This window comes from Pseudoalteromonas sp. SG45-3, assembly GCF_014164075.1.
GTDB classification, from domain to species: Bacteria; Pseudomonadota; Gammaproteobacteria; order Enterobacterales; family Alteromonadaceae; genus Pseudoalteromonas; species Pseudoalteromonas distincta.
Map to the genome: position 1 here is coordinate 74,274 of NZ_JACJEN010000014.1, position 17,831 is coordinate 92,104.

At 38.1% G+C, this 17,831-nt stretch carries 19 protein-coding genes and 1 riboswitch; of the genes, 11 read left to right on the forward strand and 8 right to left on the reverse strand.

Annotation, left to right across the window (positions count from 1 at the left end):
• Positions 1–8: 8 nt before the first annotated feature.
• From H5126_RS15105 to H5126_RS15115, 3 genes are read left to right on the forward strand one after another with little or no spacing between them, the layout of a single operon-like run.
• Complete coding sequence (locus tag H5126_RS15105; protein ID WP_182720776.1) at positions 9–434, forward strand: TerB family tellurite resistance protein; 426 nt, start codon at positions 9–11, stop codon at positions 432–434.
• Positions 431–1,780: a hypothetical protein gene (locus H5126_RS15110; RefSeq protein WP_182720775.1), complete on the forward strand. Its 1,350-nt coding sequence runs from the start codon at positions 431–433 to the stop codon at positions 1,778–1,780. Before H5126_RS15105 ends, H5126_RS15110 begins: the two co-directional genes overlap by 4 nt.
• Before the next feature lie 14 nt (positions 1,781–1,794).
• Positions 1,795–2,175, forward strand: coding sequence for a hypothetical protein (locus H5126_RS15115; RefSeq protein WP_182720774.1), 381 nt, complete (start codon positions 1,795–1,797; stop codon positions 2,173–2,175).
• 6 nt (positions 2,176–2,181) lie between these two features.
• Here the strand turns inward: H5126_RS15115 and H5126_RS15120 are convergent, their stop codons facing one another.
• The gene (locus tag H5126_RS15120) at positions 2,182–3,399 is read right to left on the reverse strand and encodes a tyrosine-type recombinase/integrase (RefSeq protein ID WP_182720773.1); all 1,218 of its coding nucleotides are present in this window, start codon (positions 3,397–3,399) and stop codon (positions 2,182–2,184) included.
• Positions 3,400–3,710: 311 nt separating this feature from the next.
• Here H5126_RS15120 and H5126_RS15125 point away from each other — a divergent pair, with 311 nt between their 5' ends.
• Positions 3,711–4,247, forward strand: a complete 537-nt coding sequence (locus H5126_RS15125; protein ID WP_024597137.1) for a YaeQ family protein — start codon at positions 3,711–3,713, stop codon at positions 4,245–4,247.
• Positions 4,248–4,430: 183 nt separating this feature from the next.
• The gene (locus H5126_RS15130; RefSeq protein WP_004334986.1) at positions 4,431–5,036 is read left to right on the forward strand and encodes an alpha/beta fold hydrolase; all 606 of its coding nucleotides are present in this window, start codon (positions 4,431–4,433) and stop codon (positions 5,034–5,036) included.
• On the opposite strand, the gene H5126_RS15135 is transcribed toward H5126_RS15130, so the two are convergent.
• Complete coding sequence (locus H5126_RS15135) at positions 5,033–5,242, reverse strand: hypothetical protein (RefSeq protein WP_024597139.1); 210 nt, start codon at positions 5,240–5,242, stop codon at positions 5,033–5,035. The genes H5126_RS15130 and H5126_RS15135 overlap by 4 nt on opposite strands.
• A gap of 334 nt (positions 5,243–5,576) precedes the next feature.
• On the opposite strand from H5126_RS15135, the gene H5126_RS15140 reads away from it, so the two are divergent.
• Positions 5,577–6,050 (forward strand): Dps family protein, encoded by a 474-nt coding sequence (locus tag H5126_RS15140; protein ID WP_182720772.1) that lies wholly within the window; start codon positions 5,577–5,579, stop codon positions 6,048–6,050.
• Between the two features lie 282 nt (positions 6,051–6,332).
• Here H5126_RS15140 and H5126_RS15145 read toward each other — a convergent pair whose 3' ends face one another.
• Positions 6,333–9,275, reverse strand: coding sequence for a TonB-dependent receptor domain-containing protein (locus H5126_RS15145; RefSeq protein WP_182716496.1), 2,943 nt, complete (start codon positions 9,273–9,275; stop codon positions 6,333–6,335).
• A gap of 238 nt (positions 9,276–9,513) precedes the next feature.
• Here H5126_RS15145 and H5126_RS15150 point away from each other — a divergent pair, with 238 nt between their 5' ends.
• Entirely contained in the window at positions 9,514–10,266 is a 753-nt protein-coding gene (locus H5126_RS15150; RefSeq protein WP_024597141.1) for a LytTR family DNA-binding domain-containing protein, read from the forward strand.
• A 22-nt stretch (positions 10,267–10,288) separates the two neighbouring features.
• Here H5126_RS15150 and H5126_RS15155 read toward each other — a convergent pair whose 3' ends face one another.
• From H5126_RS15155 to H5126_RS15170, 4 genes are all read right to left on the reverse strand, one after another.
• Positions 10,289–10,687 carry a hypothetical protein gene (locus H5126_RS15155; protein WP_024597142.1) on the reverse strand — a complete coding sequence of 133 codons (399 nt, stop codon included), beginning with the start codon at positions 10,685–10,687 and terminating at the stop codon, positions 10,289–10,291.
• Between the two features lie 60 nt (positions 10,688–10,747).
• Positions 10,748–12,823, reverse strand: a complete 2,076-nt coding sequence (locus H5126_RS15160) for a S9 family peptidase (RefSeq protein ID WP_182720771.1) — start codon at positions 12,821–12,823, stop codon at positions 10,748–10,750.
• A 137-nt stretch (positions 12,824–12,960) separates the two neighbouring features.
• Entirely contained in the window at positions 12,961–13,524 is a 564-nt protein-coding gene (locus H5126_RS15165) for a chitin-binding protein (protein WP_182720802.1), read from the reverse strand.
• 96 nt (positions 13,525–13,620) lie between these two features.
• A riboswitch (cyclic di-GMP riboswitch) is annotated at positions 13,621–13,708 on the reverse strand.
• Positions 13,709–13,796: 88 nt separating this feature from the next.
• On the reverse strand, positions 13,797–14,453 hold the full coding sequence (locus tag H5126_RS15170) for a cytochrome b/b6 domain-containing protein (protein WP_182720770.1): 657 nt from the start codon (positions 14,451–14,453) through the stop codon (positions 13,797–13,799).
• Between the two features lie 107 nt (positions 14,454–14,560).
• On the opposite strand from H5126_RS15170, the gene H5126_RS15175 reads away from it, so the two are divergent.
• The 3 genes from H5126_RS15175 (at position 14,561) to H5126_RS15185 (ending at position 16,132) form a co-directional block, all read left to right on the forward strand.
• On the forward strand, positions 14,561–15,265 hold the full coding sequence (locus H5126_RS15175) for an AzlC family ABC transporter permease (protein ID WP_182196307.1): 705 nt from the start codon (positions 14,561–14,563) through the stop codon (positions 15,263–15,265).
• Entirely contained in the window at positions 15,262–15,561 is a 300-nt protein-coding gene (locus H5126_RS15180) for an AzlD domain-containing protein (protein ID WP_004335020.1), read from the forward strand. The genes H5126_RS15175 and H5126_RS15180 overlap by 4 nt, the downstream gene beginning before the upstream one ends.
• Before the next feature lie 73 nt (positions 15,562–15,634).
• The gene (locus tag H5126_RS15185) at positions 15,635–16,132 is read left to right on the forward strand and encodes a glutathione peroxidase (RefSeq protein ID WP_024597148.1); all 498 of its coding nucleotides are present in this window, start codon (positions 15,635–15,637) and stop codon (positions 16,130–16,132) included.
• A gap of 118 nt (positions 16,133–16,250) precedes the next feature.
• On the opposite strand, the gene H5126_RS15190 is transcribed toward H5126_RS15185, so the two are convergent.
• Positions 16,251–16,436: a PA3496 family putative envelope integrity protein gene (locus tag H5126_RS15190; protein ID WP_007579801.1), complete on the reverse strand. Its 186-nt coding sequence runs from the start codon at positions 16,434–16,436 to the stop codon at positions 16,251–16,253.
• 387 nt (positions 16,437–16,823) lie between these two features.
• On the opposite strand from H5126_RS15190, the gene H5126_RS15195 reads away from it, so the two are divergent.
• Positions 16,824–17,618 carry a YggN family protein gene (locus H5126_RS15195; RefSeq protein WP_033030970.1) on the forward strand — a complete coding sequence of 265 codons (795 nt, stop codon included), beginning with the start codon at positions 16,824–16,826 and terminating at the stop codon, positions 17,616–17,618.
• Positions 17,619–17,831 lie beyond the last annotated feature (213 nt).

Sequence of the window (17,831 nt, forward strand, 5' to 3'; positions counted from 1 at the left end):
CTAAATGTATGACAGAGCTAGATATGTATCTAGATTTTTTAATTGCAATCATGAAAGCAGATTCAATTATAGAGCCTGAAGAATTAGATTTTTTACTTGAATGTGGTAGATCTCTCAACCTTTCAGCCGCAGATCTTACAGCCTTAAAAGATAGAGCAATCAATACCAAAATAGACATCAACTCCCTTTGTTTATCCATAAAAAAAACATCTAACCCTACTTTTACGATGAACTTAATTAAAGACGCATATTCAATTGCTAAATCAGATGGTTCAATAGATGAAGAAGAGCTATCGATCATTAAGCAGCTTGTTAAAACTCTTGGAGTTTATGATGATAATACTTTTGAGGAAGTCATTGATTGGTGTGAAGAAGCATTATATATAAAGTCAGAGGGCTCAAATCTATATCTAAAAATAAAGGATGAATTATGAGCTTCCTTGACTCAGTTCCTATTGTTGGCTCTTATAGAAAGTCTAATAGAGCAGAAGAAATGGTTGCGGATGCTAAACGTAGGCATAGGCGTTCCAATAGAAAATTAATCGAGGCTAATACCCAATCACATAAGTTAGTTGAGCAACTATTTGATTTAAAAACCTTTAGTGCAATTGAAACAATACCTAATGCCATACAAACACTTGAAAAGTGTCAAAAAGTAAATAACTCTGAAACAAAAGTTTCAAAGGATGTTATTGACTCATTTAAAACCTTATCTGTTCCAAAATTGAATGCTCAAACTATAACCGCTAACGAGGCTCTCACTGCTGGAGTCAAAGGGACTGCGTCCGGTGCTGCACTTTCACTAGGTTCTTTAGGTGCAGTTTCTGCTTATGGTGCTGCATCAACTGGGACTAGTATCGCAGCTCTATCTGGTGCAGCTGCCCAAAATGCCACTATCGCCTGGTTTGGTGGCGGAGCTTTAACGGCTGGCGGAGCTGGCATGGCTGGGGGAGCAATGGTCCTTGGTGGAATTGCTTTAGCTCCCTTAGCTATTATTGGCGCATTTAAATACGCCTCTCATGCAGAAAAAAAGCTGACCGAAGCGCAAAGCTTTCGAAATCAAGTAAATGAAGCTGTAGAAAAGATAGATGCTGCTATTCAGGTTGCCAGTACGCTAAATAGTCACGTTATACTTTTTCAAGAAACACTAGAGAAAATACGATCCTACTTAGTAAATGCGACGAATACCCTAACAACCCTTTTACAGAACAACTTCGATCAGGATGAACTTGATAGAGCTAAATTCACTCTAATATTGTTTATAAAAGCCGCCAAACGTTTACTCGCTGTCAACCTTTTCACTGCAAATCAAGAGCCCACAGATGAGTCAAAAAGGATTATCTCTCACGCGCAGCATACAACTAACAAGACGATAAAACCTCTGATTGAAAAAGTCACCTCAGATCAAGTAATAGAGCCTCCAGTTCATTACTTGAAAGATATGAAACCAGGTCCAGATAGCCCAAGCTTTTTCTGGATGCTTGATAGTTACGACGAATACAAGCAGCAAGGAAAAATAAAGGCTGAACATAGAGCTAAAAGAACGCCAACACTAAAGCAAACAATTTTTGGGATGCTGACTTCTGCCTCGATAGGTGCCTTAGCGTTGTTTTACTTCCAAAATGCTTTAATATTTTTCATATGCTTGTTAGCTTTTGGCCAGCTACCATTATTTCGGCTTGCAGCTGTTAAAAATGATACGAATGTCACAAACCTCGTAAACTTAGCTTTCTATATAAATATCTGCATTACTGCTTATTTCTATATAAAATTATTATGATAAGAAGATAACCAATGAAAAAACCTTCAATTTCTCCAGCTCAAGGCTTTTTATCGTCAATCTCTGGTATGTATGAGGCTAAAAAAGACTTCGATAAGGTTAAAGAAGCTGAAAAAACAAAACGGAATGCTTCCGACAATAGAACCGCCGAGAACATAGAGCTAATCAAGGCGCAAAAAGAAGTGCTAATTAAACAAATAGATAATTCTTTTGAACTCAAAAAAGCACAAACAGGGAAAACTTTTGATGTCATAGATCAAGCTCTTGAGATTGGTAATATTCAGATATTAAAGGCCGGTTTAGATGCAATGACTTCTATAAGCGAGGATACATCCCTAACCAAACTCGATGAAATACAATCACTTATAAATAAAAATGATATAATTGATATTTGATGCGTTTTACGTAAAGCTCGATTGAGTTAGGTGTTTAGGAAAATCGATATTATTGTTTCCTATAAACTCACTCCACCACAACATTATTGGCCTGCGTTGTTCTAAATAATCAGAGCGGTTATATGCTGCTCTTGTTTCATTTTCGTCAGCATGGGCTAGGCAGGCTTCGACCAAGAGACTATCGTAACCTTTTTCATAAAGTGCGGTAGAAGCAACTGAGCGCAAGCCATGAGCTACCAACTTATTCTTGTAGCCTAAACTGCGTTTAATGGCAGCATTAACCGTGTAAGTACTTGCATGACTCTTCTCATTACGCTCACTAGGGAATACATATTCATGATGGCCACTTAATGGCTTCATTTGTTCAAGTATTGCCAAAGTAGCAGACGTTAAAGGTACTCTGTGAGCCCTTCTACGTTTCATTTCTTCAGCTGGAATAATCCAAACAGCCTCTTCAATATTAATGTCTTCCCACTTAGTGCCTGCGGCTTCTTTTGAACGAGTCATTGTGTGCAACTGCCACAAAATTAAAAGCCTGGTTTTATTTTGGATTGTTTGTGAGCTATTCAAAGCCGTTAGAAAATTAGGTAGCTCTTCAGGCCTTATTGTAGCCATATGCTCTACTGTATTTTTAGTAAATACTTTTATAATTTTTGCTAGTGGATTGGCATTGATAAAACCATGATTAACCGAGTAATCCATGATTTGATTTAAGCTTTGGCAAATACGCTTGATTGTGGAGTGCTTTCCATCAGTCTCCAGTGGTCTGAGAATTTCAATGGTATTAATCGCTGTAATGCTTTCTAAAGGCGAGTCTTTCAACTTGGGGAAAATGTACATCTCAAGCGTTCGCCATTCCCTAGCTGCGTGATGAGGTGTCACAGTAGGCTGTTTTCGTTCAAACCAAAGCTCTGCGGCGGCTAAAAATGTATTAGCTAGCTTTCTACTTGCTTCAAGCTTTTTAGTACTTTCGTATTCTTTAGGGTCAATACCTTTAGCTAAAAGCTGCATATAGCTTACTGCCACACTTCTGGCTTCAGCAAGAGTAACAGCAGGATAAGCACCTAGGGAAAGCTTGGTCACTTTTTTATTAACTGTATATTTAAACCGCCAAGATTTAGTGCCATTTGCTCTAACGCGCAATACTAAACAGTTACCATCTGAGAAGCTTTGTTCTTTACCTGTAGCCACTATTGATTTTATCTTGCGATCAGTTAAACGCATATTTCGCATAACCCATATATTCAATTAATAACATGAGTATATAGCAATTTTATAACTGGGGGTACTGACTGGGGTACTGGAAGACTCGGATTCAGCAATCAAAGCAAGGAAGGTTGCGGAATAAAATAAATTTAAATTACTGATTAAATTAGAATAAAATGCTTTATACGTATTTCAGCGGAAGTTAATACAAGCGCCCAGGGAACCACTGGATAGCCATTTTTAACTCCTAACGTATAATTAACCGCTATTTTAACTGGCAATTCATTTAATTGCGCTATACTGGCGCAAATTTTTTCAGATTAGTTGTTATGGCTCTTAAATCCACCATTATGAAAGTGCAGTTATCGCTTAGCGATATGGACCGCCACGTTTATCAAGATTTTAATTTAACCTTGGCTCAACACCCATCAGAAACCGACCAAAGGTTGATGATTCGCTTACTCGCTTTTGCGCTAAATAGCTGTGATGGTTTAGAATTTACTAAAGGGTTAAGTGCTGATGATGAGCCTGAACTTTGGCATGTAAGCTATAGTGAAGAAATAGAACTATGGGTTGAACTTGGCTTACCAGATGAGAAACGCCTTAAAAAAGCCTGTAATAAATCTAAAAAAGTGGTGCTATATACTTATGGTGAAAACAATCAAGCAATTTGGTGGCAAAAACATCAACCTAAATTGTATGAATTTAAAAATCTAAGTATTTTTAGCCTTGATTACGCAGCAACACAAGCACTTGCTGCTTTGGTTGATCGTGGAATTAAGCTCGCCATTTCCATTCAAGATGGTGAAGTATGGGTAAATACCGATACAACCAATATTGAAATAAAACCGCTACAGTTAATGTAATTACGGTAGTTATACCAATTGCATTAAATTAGTTATCTATTATAGCGACAAATAAATAAGTCGATAACAAGGCGAAAATTATGACATATAGCTGTTTTATATAAATAATTTTTAACGCAGGTAGCGGATTATTTAATACGCTAGGATGATCATGTTTTTAATAAAATTGGTATTAGGGAGCATATGAAAGTTAAACACGTTATTGTTTTACATGGCTTGTATATGTCTGGCTTTGTTATGCGCCCACTTTGTTCACGACTTGAAGAGTCGGGTATGACGGTATTAAACATTACCTATAATACGCTCGACCCTCACCGCGATACCATATTTGCACAAATTGATGAGTGTATTTCTAACGAACCTGCAGCGCTTGTATGCCACTCAATGGGAGGGCTGATTGCACGTGCTTACCTAGAGGCAAACTCTCCTGCTAGCCAGAATATTACGAAGGTAATTACACTGGGTACTCCACATAAAGGCAGCCATATAGCGCAAAAAATGAAGCAAAAAGGGTTTGAATCATTTTTAAAAAATAGTGTTGAATTTTTGCTTACTAAAAATGGTAATTGGCCTTTTAAAGCTAAGCTTTATAGTATCGCAGGGGATTTACCTATTGGGCTTATGCCTTTAATAGTCAAAGGTAGCCAGTCAGATGGCACTGTATTACTAGATGAAACCAAACTTAAAGGTATGGCCGAACATAAAGTGTTTCATTTAAGCCATACCAGTATGATTTACTCGCGCCAAGTACTCGATTACATTTTAAAGTGCTTAAACGAGAAAGATTAATCCTCAGCATTGGCTGCTATTTTATAACTAATTAAAAATATCACAGCCAGTATCAGCGGAATGGGCGCCGCAATGTAACCAAAAAAATCTGAGTTCGCAAAGCTTGCTCCTGCTAAATGCGCTACTAGCCCAAGCACAAATGCGATGACTGCAATTCCTACCACTATTAACTCTGCTTTATTTTGTTTCGCTGTTTTTGCATGCATGTTATCTCTCCTAATTATTTCGACAACATTATTATGCGCCGGTAGGGTGGATGATTTTTGACCTACATCAATAAAAAAATAGCTAAGTTATTACCTTGAATAAAGTTTGTTTTAGATCATGATTTATATACTTCTGGGTTTTATTTATTTTTGAGGGGTAGTATTTTTATTAATCAGTCCCATTTCTATTAATAGTCTAAAGTGAGTACAGGTATCAAAAACAGCTAATAGGTTAAAACTATTAACTAGATACATTTAAACGATTTTACTAATTTATCGAAATTAGTAATACTTATCACAAGTTCACAAACAAACGGTTATTCAGGAGCAAGTTATGTCACATGTAAACGCAATTGGTCTAAACAGCGCAAAAAGCGAAGGCATCATAAAGTCACTCAATACATTATTGAGTAGCTACCAGATTCAATACATGAATGCGCGTGGCTTTCACTGGAATATTAAAGGCCGTAACTTTTTTGAACTACACGTTAAGTTTGAAGAAATTTATAACTTGCTACTTCTAAAAGTAGATGAAGTTGCAGAACGTATTTTAACGTTAGATGGCGCACCACTACATGCATTTTCTGATTACCTTGAAGTAAGTAAAATTAAAGAAGCTAAAGGTATTAGTGATGGTGTTACAGCCGTAGAAAACCTACTTGCTGGTTACAGTACATTAATTCACATGCAGCGTGATATTTTAAGCCAAGCTGGTGATGCAGACGATGAAGGTACAGCCTCACTAATGAGCGATTACATTTCAGAGCAAGAGAAACTGGTTTGGATGCTAAAGGCTTACTTAGACTAAACCAGCAAAAAAAAGCCCTCAATGAAGAGGGCCACAAATAGGGATAAATCGTTAAATAATCAAGCGATTCGGTTACTATATTAGCCTCCTCCCAATACTAAACAACGCCCCTGTTACCAGTGGCGTTGTTTTGGGTTTAAGTGGGTGTAATGCTCATATATTGGGATAAACAATGTATAAGCATTACTACTACATTATTTTTCCCCATGAAAAAGCCCCAGCAATACTGAGGCTTTGTGAACGTTACGAATTAAGTAACTATATTAGTGTCGTTATTGTTGGTTAGAATTTACTTCTAAAACCTATGTAGAATGATTGACCAATTGGGTCATACGTACCTGCATCTGTTTCAGTACCAGTACTTGAACCGCTCACACCCGATAAAATGCGTGGTGGCTCTTTATCAAATAAGTTACTCGCACCAGCGTAAAGCTCTGTTGAATCGCTGATATGGTAACTTGCTTGAACATCATGATATGTCACTGAACCAATCCCTACTCCACCTGGAGCAATACCAAAACCACTTAAGAATTGATCATCAAAGTCTGCAGCGCCAATGTAAGTTAAGCTCCAGTTAAAATCAAAGTCGTTAAGTTTATAACCAAAGTTCCAGTTAGCTTTATGCTCTGATGCACCAATTTCTCCAGCAAACTCATCTTTATCAGCGCCTGGAAGTGGGATGCTATAACCATCAATTAGGTAAGTATAAGCAAGGCGAGTTCTAAACGCACCTGGGCCAATATCAGTAGAGTACGTTAGTGTTAAATCAACACCTTCTGTACCTAAACCACCACTGTTAGATACACCACTGTCAATAAACTCTAGTGAACCAGCACTATTATTACCTGATGGCGCACTACGACGAGTTACAAAGTCACAAAAGCTTGTATCGCCACCACCATAACATTGGTCAAGAATAAACTGACGAGGTGTTGATACGATTGCATCTGTAATTTCGATATCAAAGTAATCAAGCGTAATGTCTAGGCCTGATATTAGATTTTCTGGTGTAAATACTAAACCTACTGTCACAGAGTCACCAACTTCTTCTTTTAAATCTTGGTTGCCACGGTTAAAACCACTAATACCTTGTAAGTCAGACTGGTTAAGCGTGAACTCGCCATTTGAAGCGATATTAGTTGTAACACCAACATCTGTACGACAAGCATCACCTGCAGCACCACCGCCACTATTAGTAACACCTAAACATGGATCGTTTAAACCACTTGGGAAAGTTTGTGAAGGTGGAGAAAATAGTTCATCGATATTTGGAGCACGTGTTGAACGTGCACGGGTAGCACGTAAACGTAAGCTATCCATTACTTCCCAGTCTATACCCACGTTCCAACTTTCAGTATTGCCTACTGTTGAGTAGTCAGACAAACGAACTGCTGCATTCATTGTTACAGAATCAAGCACGGGGATGTTTGCTTCTACATAATATTCAGTTACATCAAACGAGCCTTCTGTTGCTGGAATTGCATTACCCGCATTAAGGCCAGCTTGCTGTAGAGCATCAAATTCACTACGTGAGAACTCTTCACGGTATTCAAAACCAGCAGCGATACCTACCGTACCTGCCGGTAAATCAAATAAATCACCTGAAATATTACCACCAATGATTTCTTGCTCAACCGACGTTGAAAGTGAGCTAGGTGCACTTACAAAATCAATAGCACCTTGCGATAGCGAATTGAAACCGTAAATGTCTACCGGCGCACAGTTAAAGCCACGTGCTGTCGCATCGATACAAATAGCCTCATCAGTAATACCATCGCCATCTAAATCTTGGCTATCGATAACAGCCTCTAAACCTTGACGAAAGCTTTGTACGTTAACTAAACCACCAGAAACTTGCTGCTCTTTTGTTTTACCGTATACATAGTAAGTATCGTAGAACCAACCATCTGCTATTTCACCTTGAAAGCCTAGTGCTAAACGGAATGTATCACGCTCAGCTCGTGCTCCACGGTTACCGATATCACTTAAGCGCTTTGCAAAAAAGATATCACGCATACCATCACCGTCGGTGTCGGTTGCTGCGTTATATATATCATCAGGTACAAATGCGTTACGCAATATTTCACCGTTTACATTAAATTCAATTGGTACTTGGCCATTTGCATAGATGTCGTCAGAGGCAAAAGGGAATGGCTCTAATTCAGAAACGGTTGTTGTTGCAGCGTAAGTACCTTCATAAAAAAAGCTATGCTTGTCGCTTAGCTCGTAGCTACCATTTGAGGCAAATAAGTAACGTTCTGTAGGTATCGCTATCGTACGTACGCCACTTCGGTTAAAACCATTTGCAGCTACGCCATCGCCACCGTTAGTACTAAACGAGTTTTGTAGGGTGTTTGCATCATTAAACGTAAATGTTTCATCCCCAGCACTAAAGCGACCCTGTGGCGGAAATGAAGATAAAAATGGGCTTACAGCATCAAATACAGAACCTGGGTTTGCTACTGGATCATCTTCAAAGAAGATACCTGAAAATTGGTCTACTGCCGAGCGGTCACGGTCACGTGAAAAAACAGCACCTTGATCAGAATACCCAAGATGGAACATCGCGTGCCCTTTCCCATCTGAGCTTGATAAGCCCGAGGTAAAGTTGAATTGACGTGATTCATCATCGCCTTCGCTTGATTCACCATATTGGCCTTCGAATTCAATACCTTCAAAATCATCTTTTAGTACAAAGTTAACTACACCAGCAACAGCGTCAGAACCATAAACAGATGAAGCACCACCTGTCATAATTTCAACACGTTCGATGAATTGACTCGGAATAGTATTTAAATCGACAGCAGAGCTACCTGGTACACCTGATACATAACGACGACCATTCACTAAAACCAATGTGCGGTTAGAGCCTAAATTACGTAAATCAACAGTAGCAACACCCGCACTTGCGGTATTAAAGTTTGAGTTAGTACGGCTAATAGCTGGTGTACCAAATGCAGGGTTCTCTAATAATAAGTCTTGAATATTTAACGACCCTGATGCATCGATAGCAGCACTATCTACAACTTGAATAGGAGCCGATGACATTGCCTCAGCTGAACGAATTCGAGATCCTGTAACTTGTACGCGTTCTATTTTAGTTATTTCGTCATCTTCTGCTGCAACACCTTGAAATGAAAAGCTTGCAAGTATCGCGCTGCTTAGCGCAACTGTTAACGACGATTTTTTAAATAATCGCGCGCTACCTTTGTTAGTTAATGTCATATAATTCCCCTGAATTGTTATTTTTGTAACTAAATGGTTACTTCGCGGATTACAGTAAGGGGATTTATTTAAACACTCTACGGGCATTATTTATGAGGCGTAGTCTTTGGTACGAATAGCAGCTTTTATGGGATGAATCAGTACGTCACAATTATTTTATAAATATATTGTACTTTTCATAACAGTTTTTCCGCTAAGCACGGTCTTTATTATTATATACAGCAAGAGATATAAAATAATGATCGCTTCTTTTCATGCATTAACTTTTGTTAGTAACACTAAGTTTGCAACATTTTTAACAAAGCGTGTGCAAGATCACCGACACTTTGAATCTCAATCTTTTCTTCAAACAAATAGGTTAGATCAAATAGACACAGATCAATACAACGTACTGTTTTACGAACTAACCAACCTAGCTGACCCTATGCAAATAGTGCATTTAACTGAGCTTGCTAAAAAGCTGAAGTTAGTCATTATTGCTCAATCGGGACATTTTGCGAGTTTTGCCTTTGAAGTTGGCGCTGTAGATTTTTTAATATTAGATTCAACTGCATCACGTATTGATAAATGCTTTGATAAGCTGATTCACCTTTGCCCGATTGCAAGTGCGGCCGAACGCCAATACCAGCAAAGCACACAAGCTGAAAAGCCATCATCACACATTGTGGTTAAAGATGTAGGTAAGGTAAGGCTAATTGATATAAATGATATTATTTGGATTAATGGCGCGGGCAACTATGTAGAGCTGCATTTTACCCAAGGTAATACGCCGGTACTACATCGCGAAACCATGAAAAATATTGAACAACAACTAGAACCTGAAGGATTTGTTCGCATTCATCGCTCTACGCTGGTAAGAAAACAAGCTATTTGCGAACTGATGCCTACTGACAGTGGCGATTATAGAGTAAGACTGAAAAACGATATGTGTTTAAACCTTTCACGGCGCTATAAAGGGTGTTTAGAGAGTATTATAAGCCCTCTTCAATAGCGGTTTATAATACTCATATTAATTACCAGTTCTGTTTTATATAACTGTCATTTGGGTGCACTAATAAATAGCTTTCGGTATCTTTATAAAAATTAACTTCTACATCGCTATTTTTCCATACTTTTTCAAACATATTTTTAGCTATGATATTAATGTTTATATAATCAACTCGTTGATAGCCACGTTCTTTTACACCGGCAAAATAGGCCTCTAATGAATCGAGGCCATCCAAAGTTAACAGCTCAAACTCTTTTAAATTAACAACCACAAACTTAATCGTATTTTCAGGGTGAGTGCTCAACTCCTGAACAACTCCATTAGTTAACAGCGTAATGCCTTCATTATTAAAGCTCCCTTTCAATTCTAAATACATCTGAGGGGGCTGTGAACAAATTTGAAATTCACCATGTGCACCAAACATATATCGCCTTACATATATCAACTTCTATATATAGGATAATACAATTTTCCGATTTTGCAGTTAATTTAATAAAGCAATAAAAAAGGCCATTTCGAGTGCTTTTTCCTCTAAACTTTTAAAGCGACCTGATGCACCGCCGTGCCCTGCATCCATATCGGTTTTAAATACTAAAATATTACTGTCAGTCTTAAGTTCACGCATTTTTGCAACCCACTTCATAGGCTCCCAATACTGCACTTGTGAGTCATGAAGACCGGTAGTAACGAGTATGTTCGGATAGTTTTGGGCGCGAATATTGTCATACGGCGAGTAAGCTTCAATTACATCATAAAACTGAGGCTCATTTGGATTACCCCATTCATCATATTCATTTGTTGTGAGCGGAATACTTTCATCAAGCATCGTGGTTAATACGTCTAAAAATGGTACATGACAGCCAACACCGCAATATAACTCTGGTGCTTGGTTTACAACCGCCCCCATTAATAAACCACCAGCACTGCCGCCTGAGGCAAACACCTTGCTGCTATCACAATAGCCTTGTGCAACAAGCGCTTTTGTCACATCAATAAAGTCACTAAAGCTATTTTGTTTATGCTCTTTTTTACCTTGCTCGTACCACTCGCGGCCTAGCATTTCAGAGCCTCGAACATGTGCTATTACATAAACAAAACCACGATCGAGCAAGCTCAGCGATGAACTTGAAAAACTTGGATCAATCGTATAGCCATACGCACCATAACCGTATTGAAATAACGGATTTGAGCCATCTTTTTTAAAGCTGTCTTTTCGATAAACAACTGATACGGGTACTTTAACTCCGTCGCGAGCAGTTACCATTAATCGCTCAGACTGATAGTCATCGGCATTAAAACTACCGAGTACTTTTTGCTGTTTAAGTAGTGTTTTTTCGCCGGTTGCTAAATCAACGTCATATAACGAACCTGGTGTTGTTAAGCTTGAGTAATAAATACGCGCAGTGCGAGTGTCTGGCTCTGGGTTCATTGCTATTGCAGCATAATAACAAGGATCGGCAAACTCAAGTGCCATACGATCCCCTTGCCTATTAACAACTACAAATCGAGCTTGCCCTTGTTCGCGTTCACTCAATACTAAAAAGTCATTAAATAACTCGACACCTTCAAGCAGGACATTTTCTCTGTGAGCTGTATGCTCAAACCATTGTGTTTTATCAGCAATCGTTTCGTTTGTTGCCGTCATTAATCTAAAGTTTTTAGCTTGCCAGTTAGTCACAATATAAAATGTGTCACCTAGCTTATCTACGTCAAACTCGTGGCCATCTTCACGCGGCATTAATGCTTTAAATTCGCCAGTGGGATTATTAGCATCAAGCACCCATGTATCGTTGGTCTCTGTCGATGCTAAATCAATAATAATTAAGCTTTCATCGCGGCTTTTACCAAGTCCCATAAAAAAGCTGCTGTCTTGCTCTTCGTAGACCATTACGTCTTGGCTTTGCTCGCTGCCAAGCTCATGCCTAAATACTTGGTATCCTAATAGCGTTTTTAAATCTTTTTTTACATAAAAAGCAGTTTTATTGTCGTTAGCCCAAACAACTTGTCCTTCTGTATTTTCAAGCACATCAGGAAGCATTTCACCGGTCGCTAAGCTTTTAAAGCGAACATTATAAATACGACGACCTTCAGTATCTTCAGAGTAAGCCATAAGCTGCTCGCATGGGCTTAGTGCGACTTCGCCCAGCTCAAAAAACTCAAATCCTTCAGCTAATACATTAACATCGAGTAAAAGCTCTTTATTATCGGCCTTTATGCTCGTACTTCTATAGTGACGCGAGTATTCATCATCACCACGAACTTCTGAGTGATACCAGTATTTCCCGTCTTTAACGGGTACCGAATTATCATCTTTTACAATGCGTGCTTTTAACTCTTCAAAAAGTGTATTTTGTAGTGGCTTCATAGCAGCTAACTGTTCATCGCAGTACGCATTTTCAGCATGTAAATGCGCAAGTACTTGCTCATCCTGGCGATCGTCATCGCGCATCCAATAGTAATTATCGGTACGTATCTTATTATGAGTACTTAATGTATGGGCTTGCTGTTTAGCAATCGGGAAATTAGGTAATAAACTTAAAGAGTAGACAGGACGAGACACAACAAAACCAATTAAAAAAATAATGTGATTTGCAGTTTATCATAAAAATAAAAAAGCCCATCCAATAGTTGGATGGGCTAAAACGGTAAACGCTTCATTACTAAAACCGCTATACCTTTGGGAAGATAATTTAAGCTTTATATTTGCTGCCAAGCCATAGCCCAGCTTCGCCCCACACCAGGTTCGAACATAGACTTATTATCGTCATTCGTGCGGCAAAACTCATTAAATGGCCAAGGCCTGCATTGATATACATGCCCAGTTTTTGGCTGCAATACCTTTGTACCCGCATTATAGTTTTCACAATTTTCAGGGTACACGTAATCATAAGTATCAAGGTTATTAACAACACGCTCATCGCATTTTGCAATACAATGAAAGTCGATGTGTGCTTTACATATGCCACTGCTTTGCAGTGCAAAAATTTCATTATTTCTATAGGCTACAATTAAACCCTGTTCGGTCATTTTACCTGCGCTAACCAGAGGAACATGCACATTAATATGCTCGGCAACTAAACGCGGCCATGCGTGAGGCTCACCTTGCTCAAGCGAGGTGATCTTGTAATCAAATGATAAACTAACCAGCTCTCCTTGCATGTCGTAAAAGGTTACACTCACCACATCACCAATAAATAGTTGGGTATGATGATTTAAGCAACCTATTGTTGACCACTTTCCACAGGCCAACGACGTATGCATAAACACGGCAACACCTTAAGAGTTACAAAATCTTATCCATACACTATGGATACACAAAAAATACACTGAGGGCAAGTGATACATAACAACACGTTATGCAGTAGTCCCGCTACCATAGCTTTTAAAAAGCCTTAGACCGGAAACTTTGCGTCCTAACCTTTCGGCTAGTTTGCCAGCAATGCGGCGATTATAATTCGACCCCGCATAACAATCAAACAAAAGAATGTAACCAAAAACAAAAACCAACCCTTTAAGGTTGGTTTAATGTGTTTTTAACTAAACAAATAAGTTAAAGGCTCTTTCGCCCACGTAAATACCAGCAACACCAATAAAGATATAAATATTAACCACGCAGGCCAAGACGCTTTAGTTACTTTAGCCTCAGAGTCATCCGCTTTTAACTCTTTTGAGCCTGTGATCATCGCCTTAACTAGCGGTTTGCCTTTTATTCTATAAACAATAATAGCTAATACATGCAAGCCAATAGCATAAAGTAAAATGTCAAAATTCAGCTCATGTAGCCAATTGGCAAAATCAATCGTATCGCTAGACAGATATTGAGCAAGCGGCCCGTCAGTTAAAATACCATCACTGCTCATTAAGCCACTTACAAGTTGCGTTATGATCAATATAAAAAACACTATCACCATACAGCTACCGGGTGCTGAATGGCCTAACGATTCGCTTGGTGTTTTTAGCGCCTTTAAAATAGCACGAGGAGAGTGCAGTAACCCACTTAATCTCGCGGTTTTACTACCAATAACACCCCATATTAAACGTGTTACTATAAGTGCTAAAGTAAAAAAACCAGCGACAAAGTGAAGCTCAATCATGCCCTCTTCAATACTAAAATAAAGCACTGCAATACTTACAACCAAAAACCAATGAAAGCATCTAATAAACCCATCCCACACTTTTAACGTCGTCATTGTGCCTATCCTTAAAAAAACAGTATTATTTAATTTGTTAACTACTTTAACATCATAATATTAAGGTATCCTTATGAGCCATTCTACAAGCCGTGAGAGTAAATATCATGCAACCAGTTAAAAAAGCTATTTTAAAAGGCTTTTTAGATATGCTACCACTGTGTTTAGCCGTTGTTCCTTGGGGTATTTTATGCGGCTCTTTAGCGATTCAAAATGGTTTTAGCGCCTTTGAAACCCAAGCAATGTCGTTATTAGTATTTGCAGGCTCTGCACAGCTTGTTGCGATTGAACTTATGGCGGGCAACACACCATTGCTCACAATTTTATTCACAACATTTATTATTAGCTCTCGGCATTTTTTATACGGGTTAGCCGTGCGTCATAAGGTGATTGATCAACCTATGCGTTGGCGCTTACCAGTAAGTTTTGTTTTAACCGACGAGCTGTTTGCGTTTTCTCATCATCGAAGAGCATATAGAACAAAAACACGCTTAATATACGCATTAAGCGCTGGTTTTAGCTTTTATATTGCATGGAATATTTGGACGTTAATTGGCATTGTAGCGGGCACAATGCTGCCCGACCTAACTAATTTAGGGCTCGACTTTGCAATTGCCGCGACGTTTATCGCGTTGGTTATTCCGGGAATCAAAAATTTGGCCTCACTCGTTACGGTAATTGTAGCTGGTGTTAGCGCAACGCTTTTAAAAAGTACAGGATTTGAGTTGTGGCTTGTTTGCTCAGCGCTGCTGGCAATGGCCGCAGGTTACAGCACAGCAAGGCTAACCGCTAAAAAGGAAGCAACGCTATGATGACAACTATTTTACTCATGGCGTGCATTACATTTTTTACGCGTTATTTATTTTTACACCGCGCTTTACCGTTTAAAGTAGGTCCTAAAATGCAGCAATTTTTAAGCTTTAGCGCACCTGCGGTGCTTACAGCAATTTGGGTGCCTATCGTGTTTTTGAATGAAGATGGCATTAACTTAAACTGGCAAAACCCTTATTTAAGCGCAGCAATAGTCGCCATCATTGTTGCCTATAAAACACATAATATTTATTACACAACACTTGCCGGTATGGGGCTATTTTTAATATTAAATTAGAGCACTCTTTGTACTTTATGAAATACTGTACTCAGGTTAAAATACCAATAACAATAATAAAAAAGACGCCAATATGCACAAATTCCATCAATTAAGCGCAACAAGCTTGCAGGGTCAACCTATTAACTTTAGTGATTTTGAAGGTAGGGTTGTGCTTATTGTTAATACCGCAAGTAAATGTGGATTTACCTACCAATACGAGTCGCTTCAAGCTTTGCATAATAAATATGCTAGCCAAGGTTTAGTTATTTTAGGGTTTCCGTGTAATCAATTTGGTCAGCAAGAACCCGGCGACGCTACACAAATAGAGCAAGGGTGTTTAATTAATTTTGGTGTGAGTTTTTTAATGGCGGCCAAAGTAGATGTAAACGGTAAGCATGCTCACCCAGTCTTTCGTTTTTTAAAATCGGCTTTACCTGGTTTTTTAACACGTAAAATAAAGTGGAATTTTACTAAATTTTTAATTGCCGCAGATGGCACGCCAATTAAACGTTATGCACCTTTTACTAAACCAGAAAAGCTAGAACTTACAATTCAAAAAGCTTTGGCACAAACTAAAAATGCGCTTTAAAAAGTAATAAAGAGGCGCAAGGCCTCTTTATTGCCAATACTACTGAAACTTAAACATACGCATAACTGCACATTTAAACTCTCAATATTAATTGGTATTTTATTTATACTAGTGAAATTTAATCGGTGTAATCGCTTAAATCATCTTCGCCTAGATTTTTACGCAAGCGTTTTTGCTCAAGGTAGTCTTCCAACTTCTTTTTAACCTTTTGCTTGTTCTTATCGTGTTGATTACGGCCGAGCATTTCGTACTCGTCTTCAACAAAATCGTCATCTAGCGCATCGTAACTAAATGTCTTACCCACAACCCACTCCATAAAGTGTTTGAGACCAACCAAGGATTTTATTATCGCAATAGTCGGTAAAATTAAAATGTTTAACGTCAAAATGCTGTGCAAATTAACATCAAAATAAAGCCACGTGACTACTGTAAATAGTCTTCATGTCAGTAATGTGAATAAATAGCGCTAAATTTGAATTGAGGAAAGTGAGAGTTTTTTATCGTATCGATAAATAAAATTTATTAATTTTTATTAGTTAGCCAATTTGACTAAAAAATAGTTATTTATTAATTAATTTCATTTACTAAAAAACAAACAAAAACAGTTAAGCATATGTTTTATATTAAAAAATAAAACTGGCATCAAACTTGTTATTAATTAATCGTCATCAACAAAAAGTAGAGAACAAACATGAAAAAATTACTATTAGTTAGCGCATTAATTTGTTCACCAGCCGCTATGGCTCATAACGATAACGATTCTGCAATTTCATTTAGTAATGATGAATGTAACGTCGAATTTAAAAATGATGTGCGCATTAAGCCAAACGAATTGGAAATTTTTACCGCCAACAATAAAACCATGCAGTTTAATACCCATGGTGACTTAACCGTAAATGGCGAACTTGTAGCGCTGAATAGTTCGCAGCGCGACGCGCTAACCAAGTACTCTGATAGCTTACGCACTCAATTACCTGAAGTAGCTAATATAGCGCTTGAGGGTGTTAAAATTGCCGGAGTAGCATTAGAAGAAGTAGGCAATGCATTTAATATTGACGGTCTTGATAATATGTCTGAGCTTATGGATGACATTAAAATCGAAGTAGAAAACACATTTTACCAGCAAGGTACATTTGTGATGGGCCAACAAAGTTTTAATCAATTTGGCGAAAACTTTGAACAACAATTTGAGCAGCAGATAGAAACAGCGGTTGAATCAGCAGTAATGCAATCAATGGGCAGTATTTTAGTTGCTTTAGGTTCTGAGTTACTTGGTTCAGGCGGTGATATGGATGCCTTTGAACAACGTATGGAAAATATGGGTGCACAAATAGAAGAAAAAGTAGAGCTACATGCAAGCGCACTTGAAGAACGTGCCAACTCTTTATGTGGAAACTTTGCTGATATTGCAAAACAAGAAGAGCAATTAGTAATGCAAGTGCCTGAGCTTGAAGGTTACCAGTTATTTAGCTTTAAACAAAATTAGTACAGCAAACGTTATTTAACATCCCTTTGGCAGCACTTAAGTTTACTTAAATGCTGCTTTTTTGTGTTTCGCAAACTTATACCAACCTGTATAAATCTTTGAGCAATTTAACGAATTAAATTGCACTATAACGTCGTTAAAAATTTTTTATTTAGAACAACTCGATACAAAAACTTTTGCCTAGTTCTAGCGTAATTTTCTTAACGTTAAATA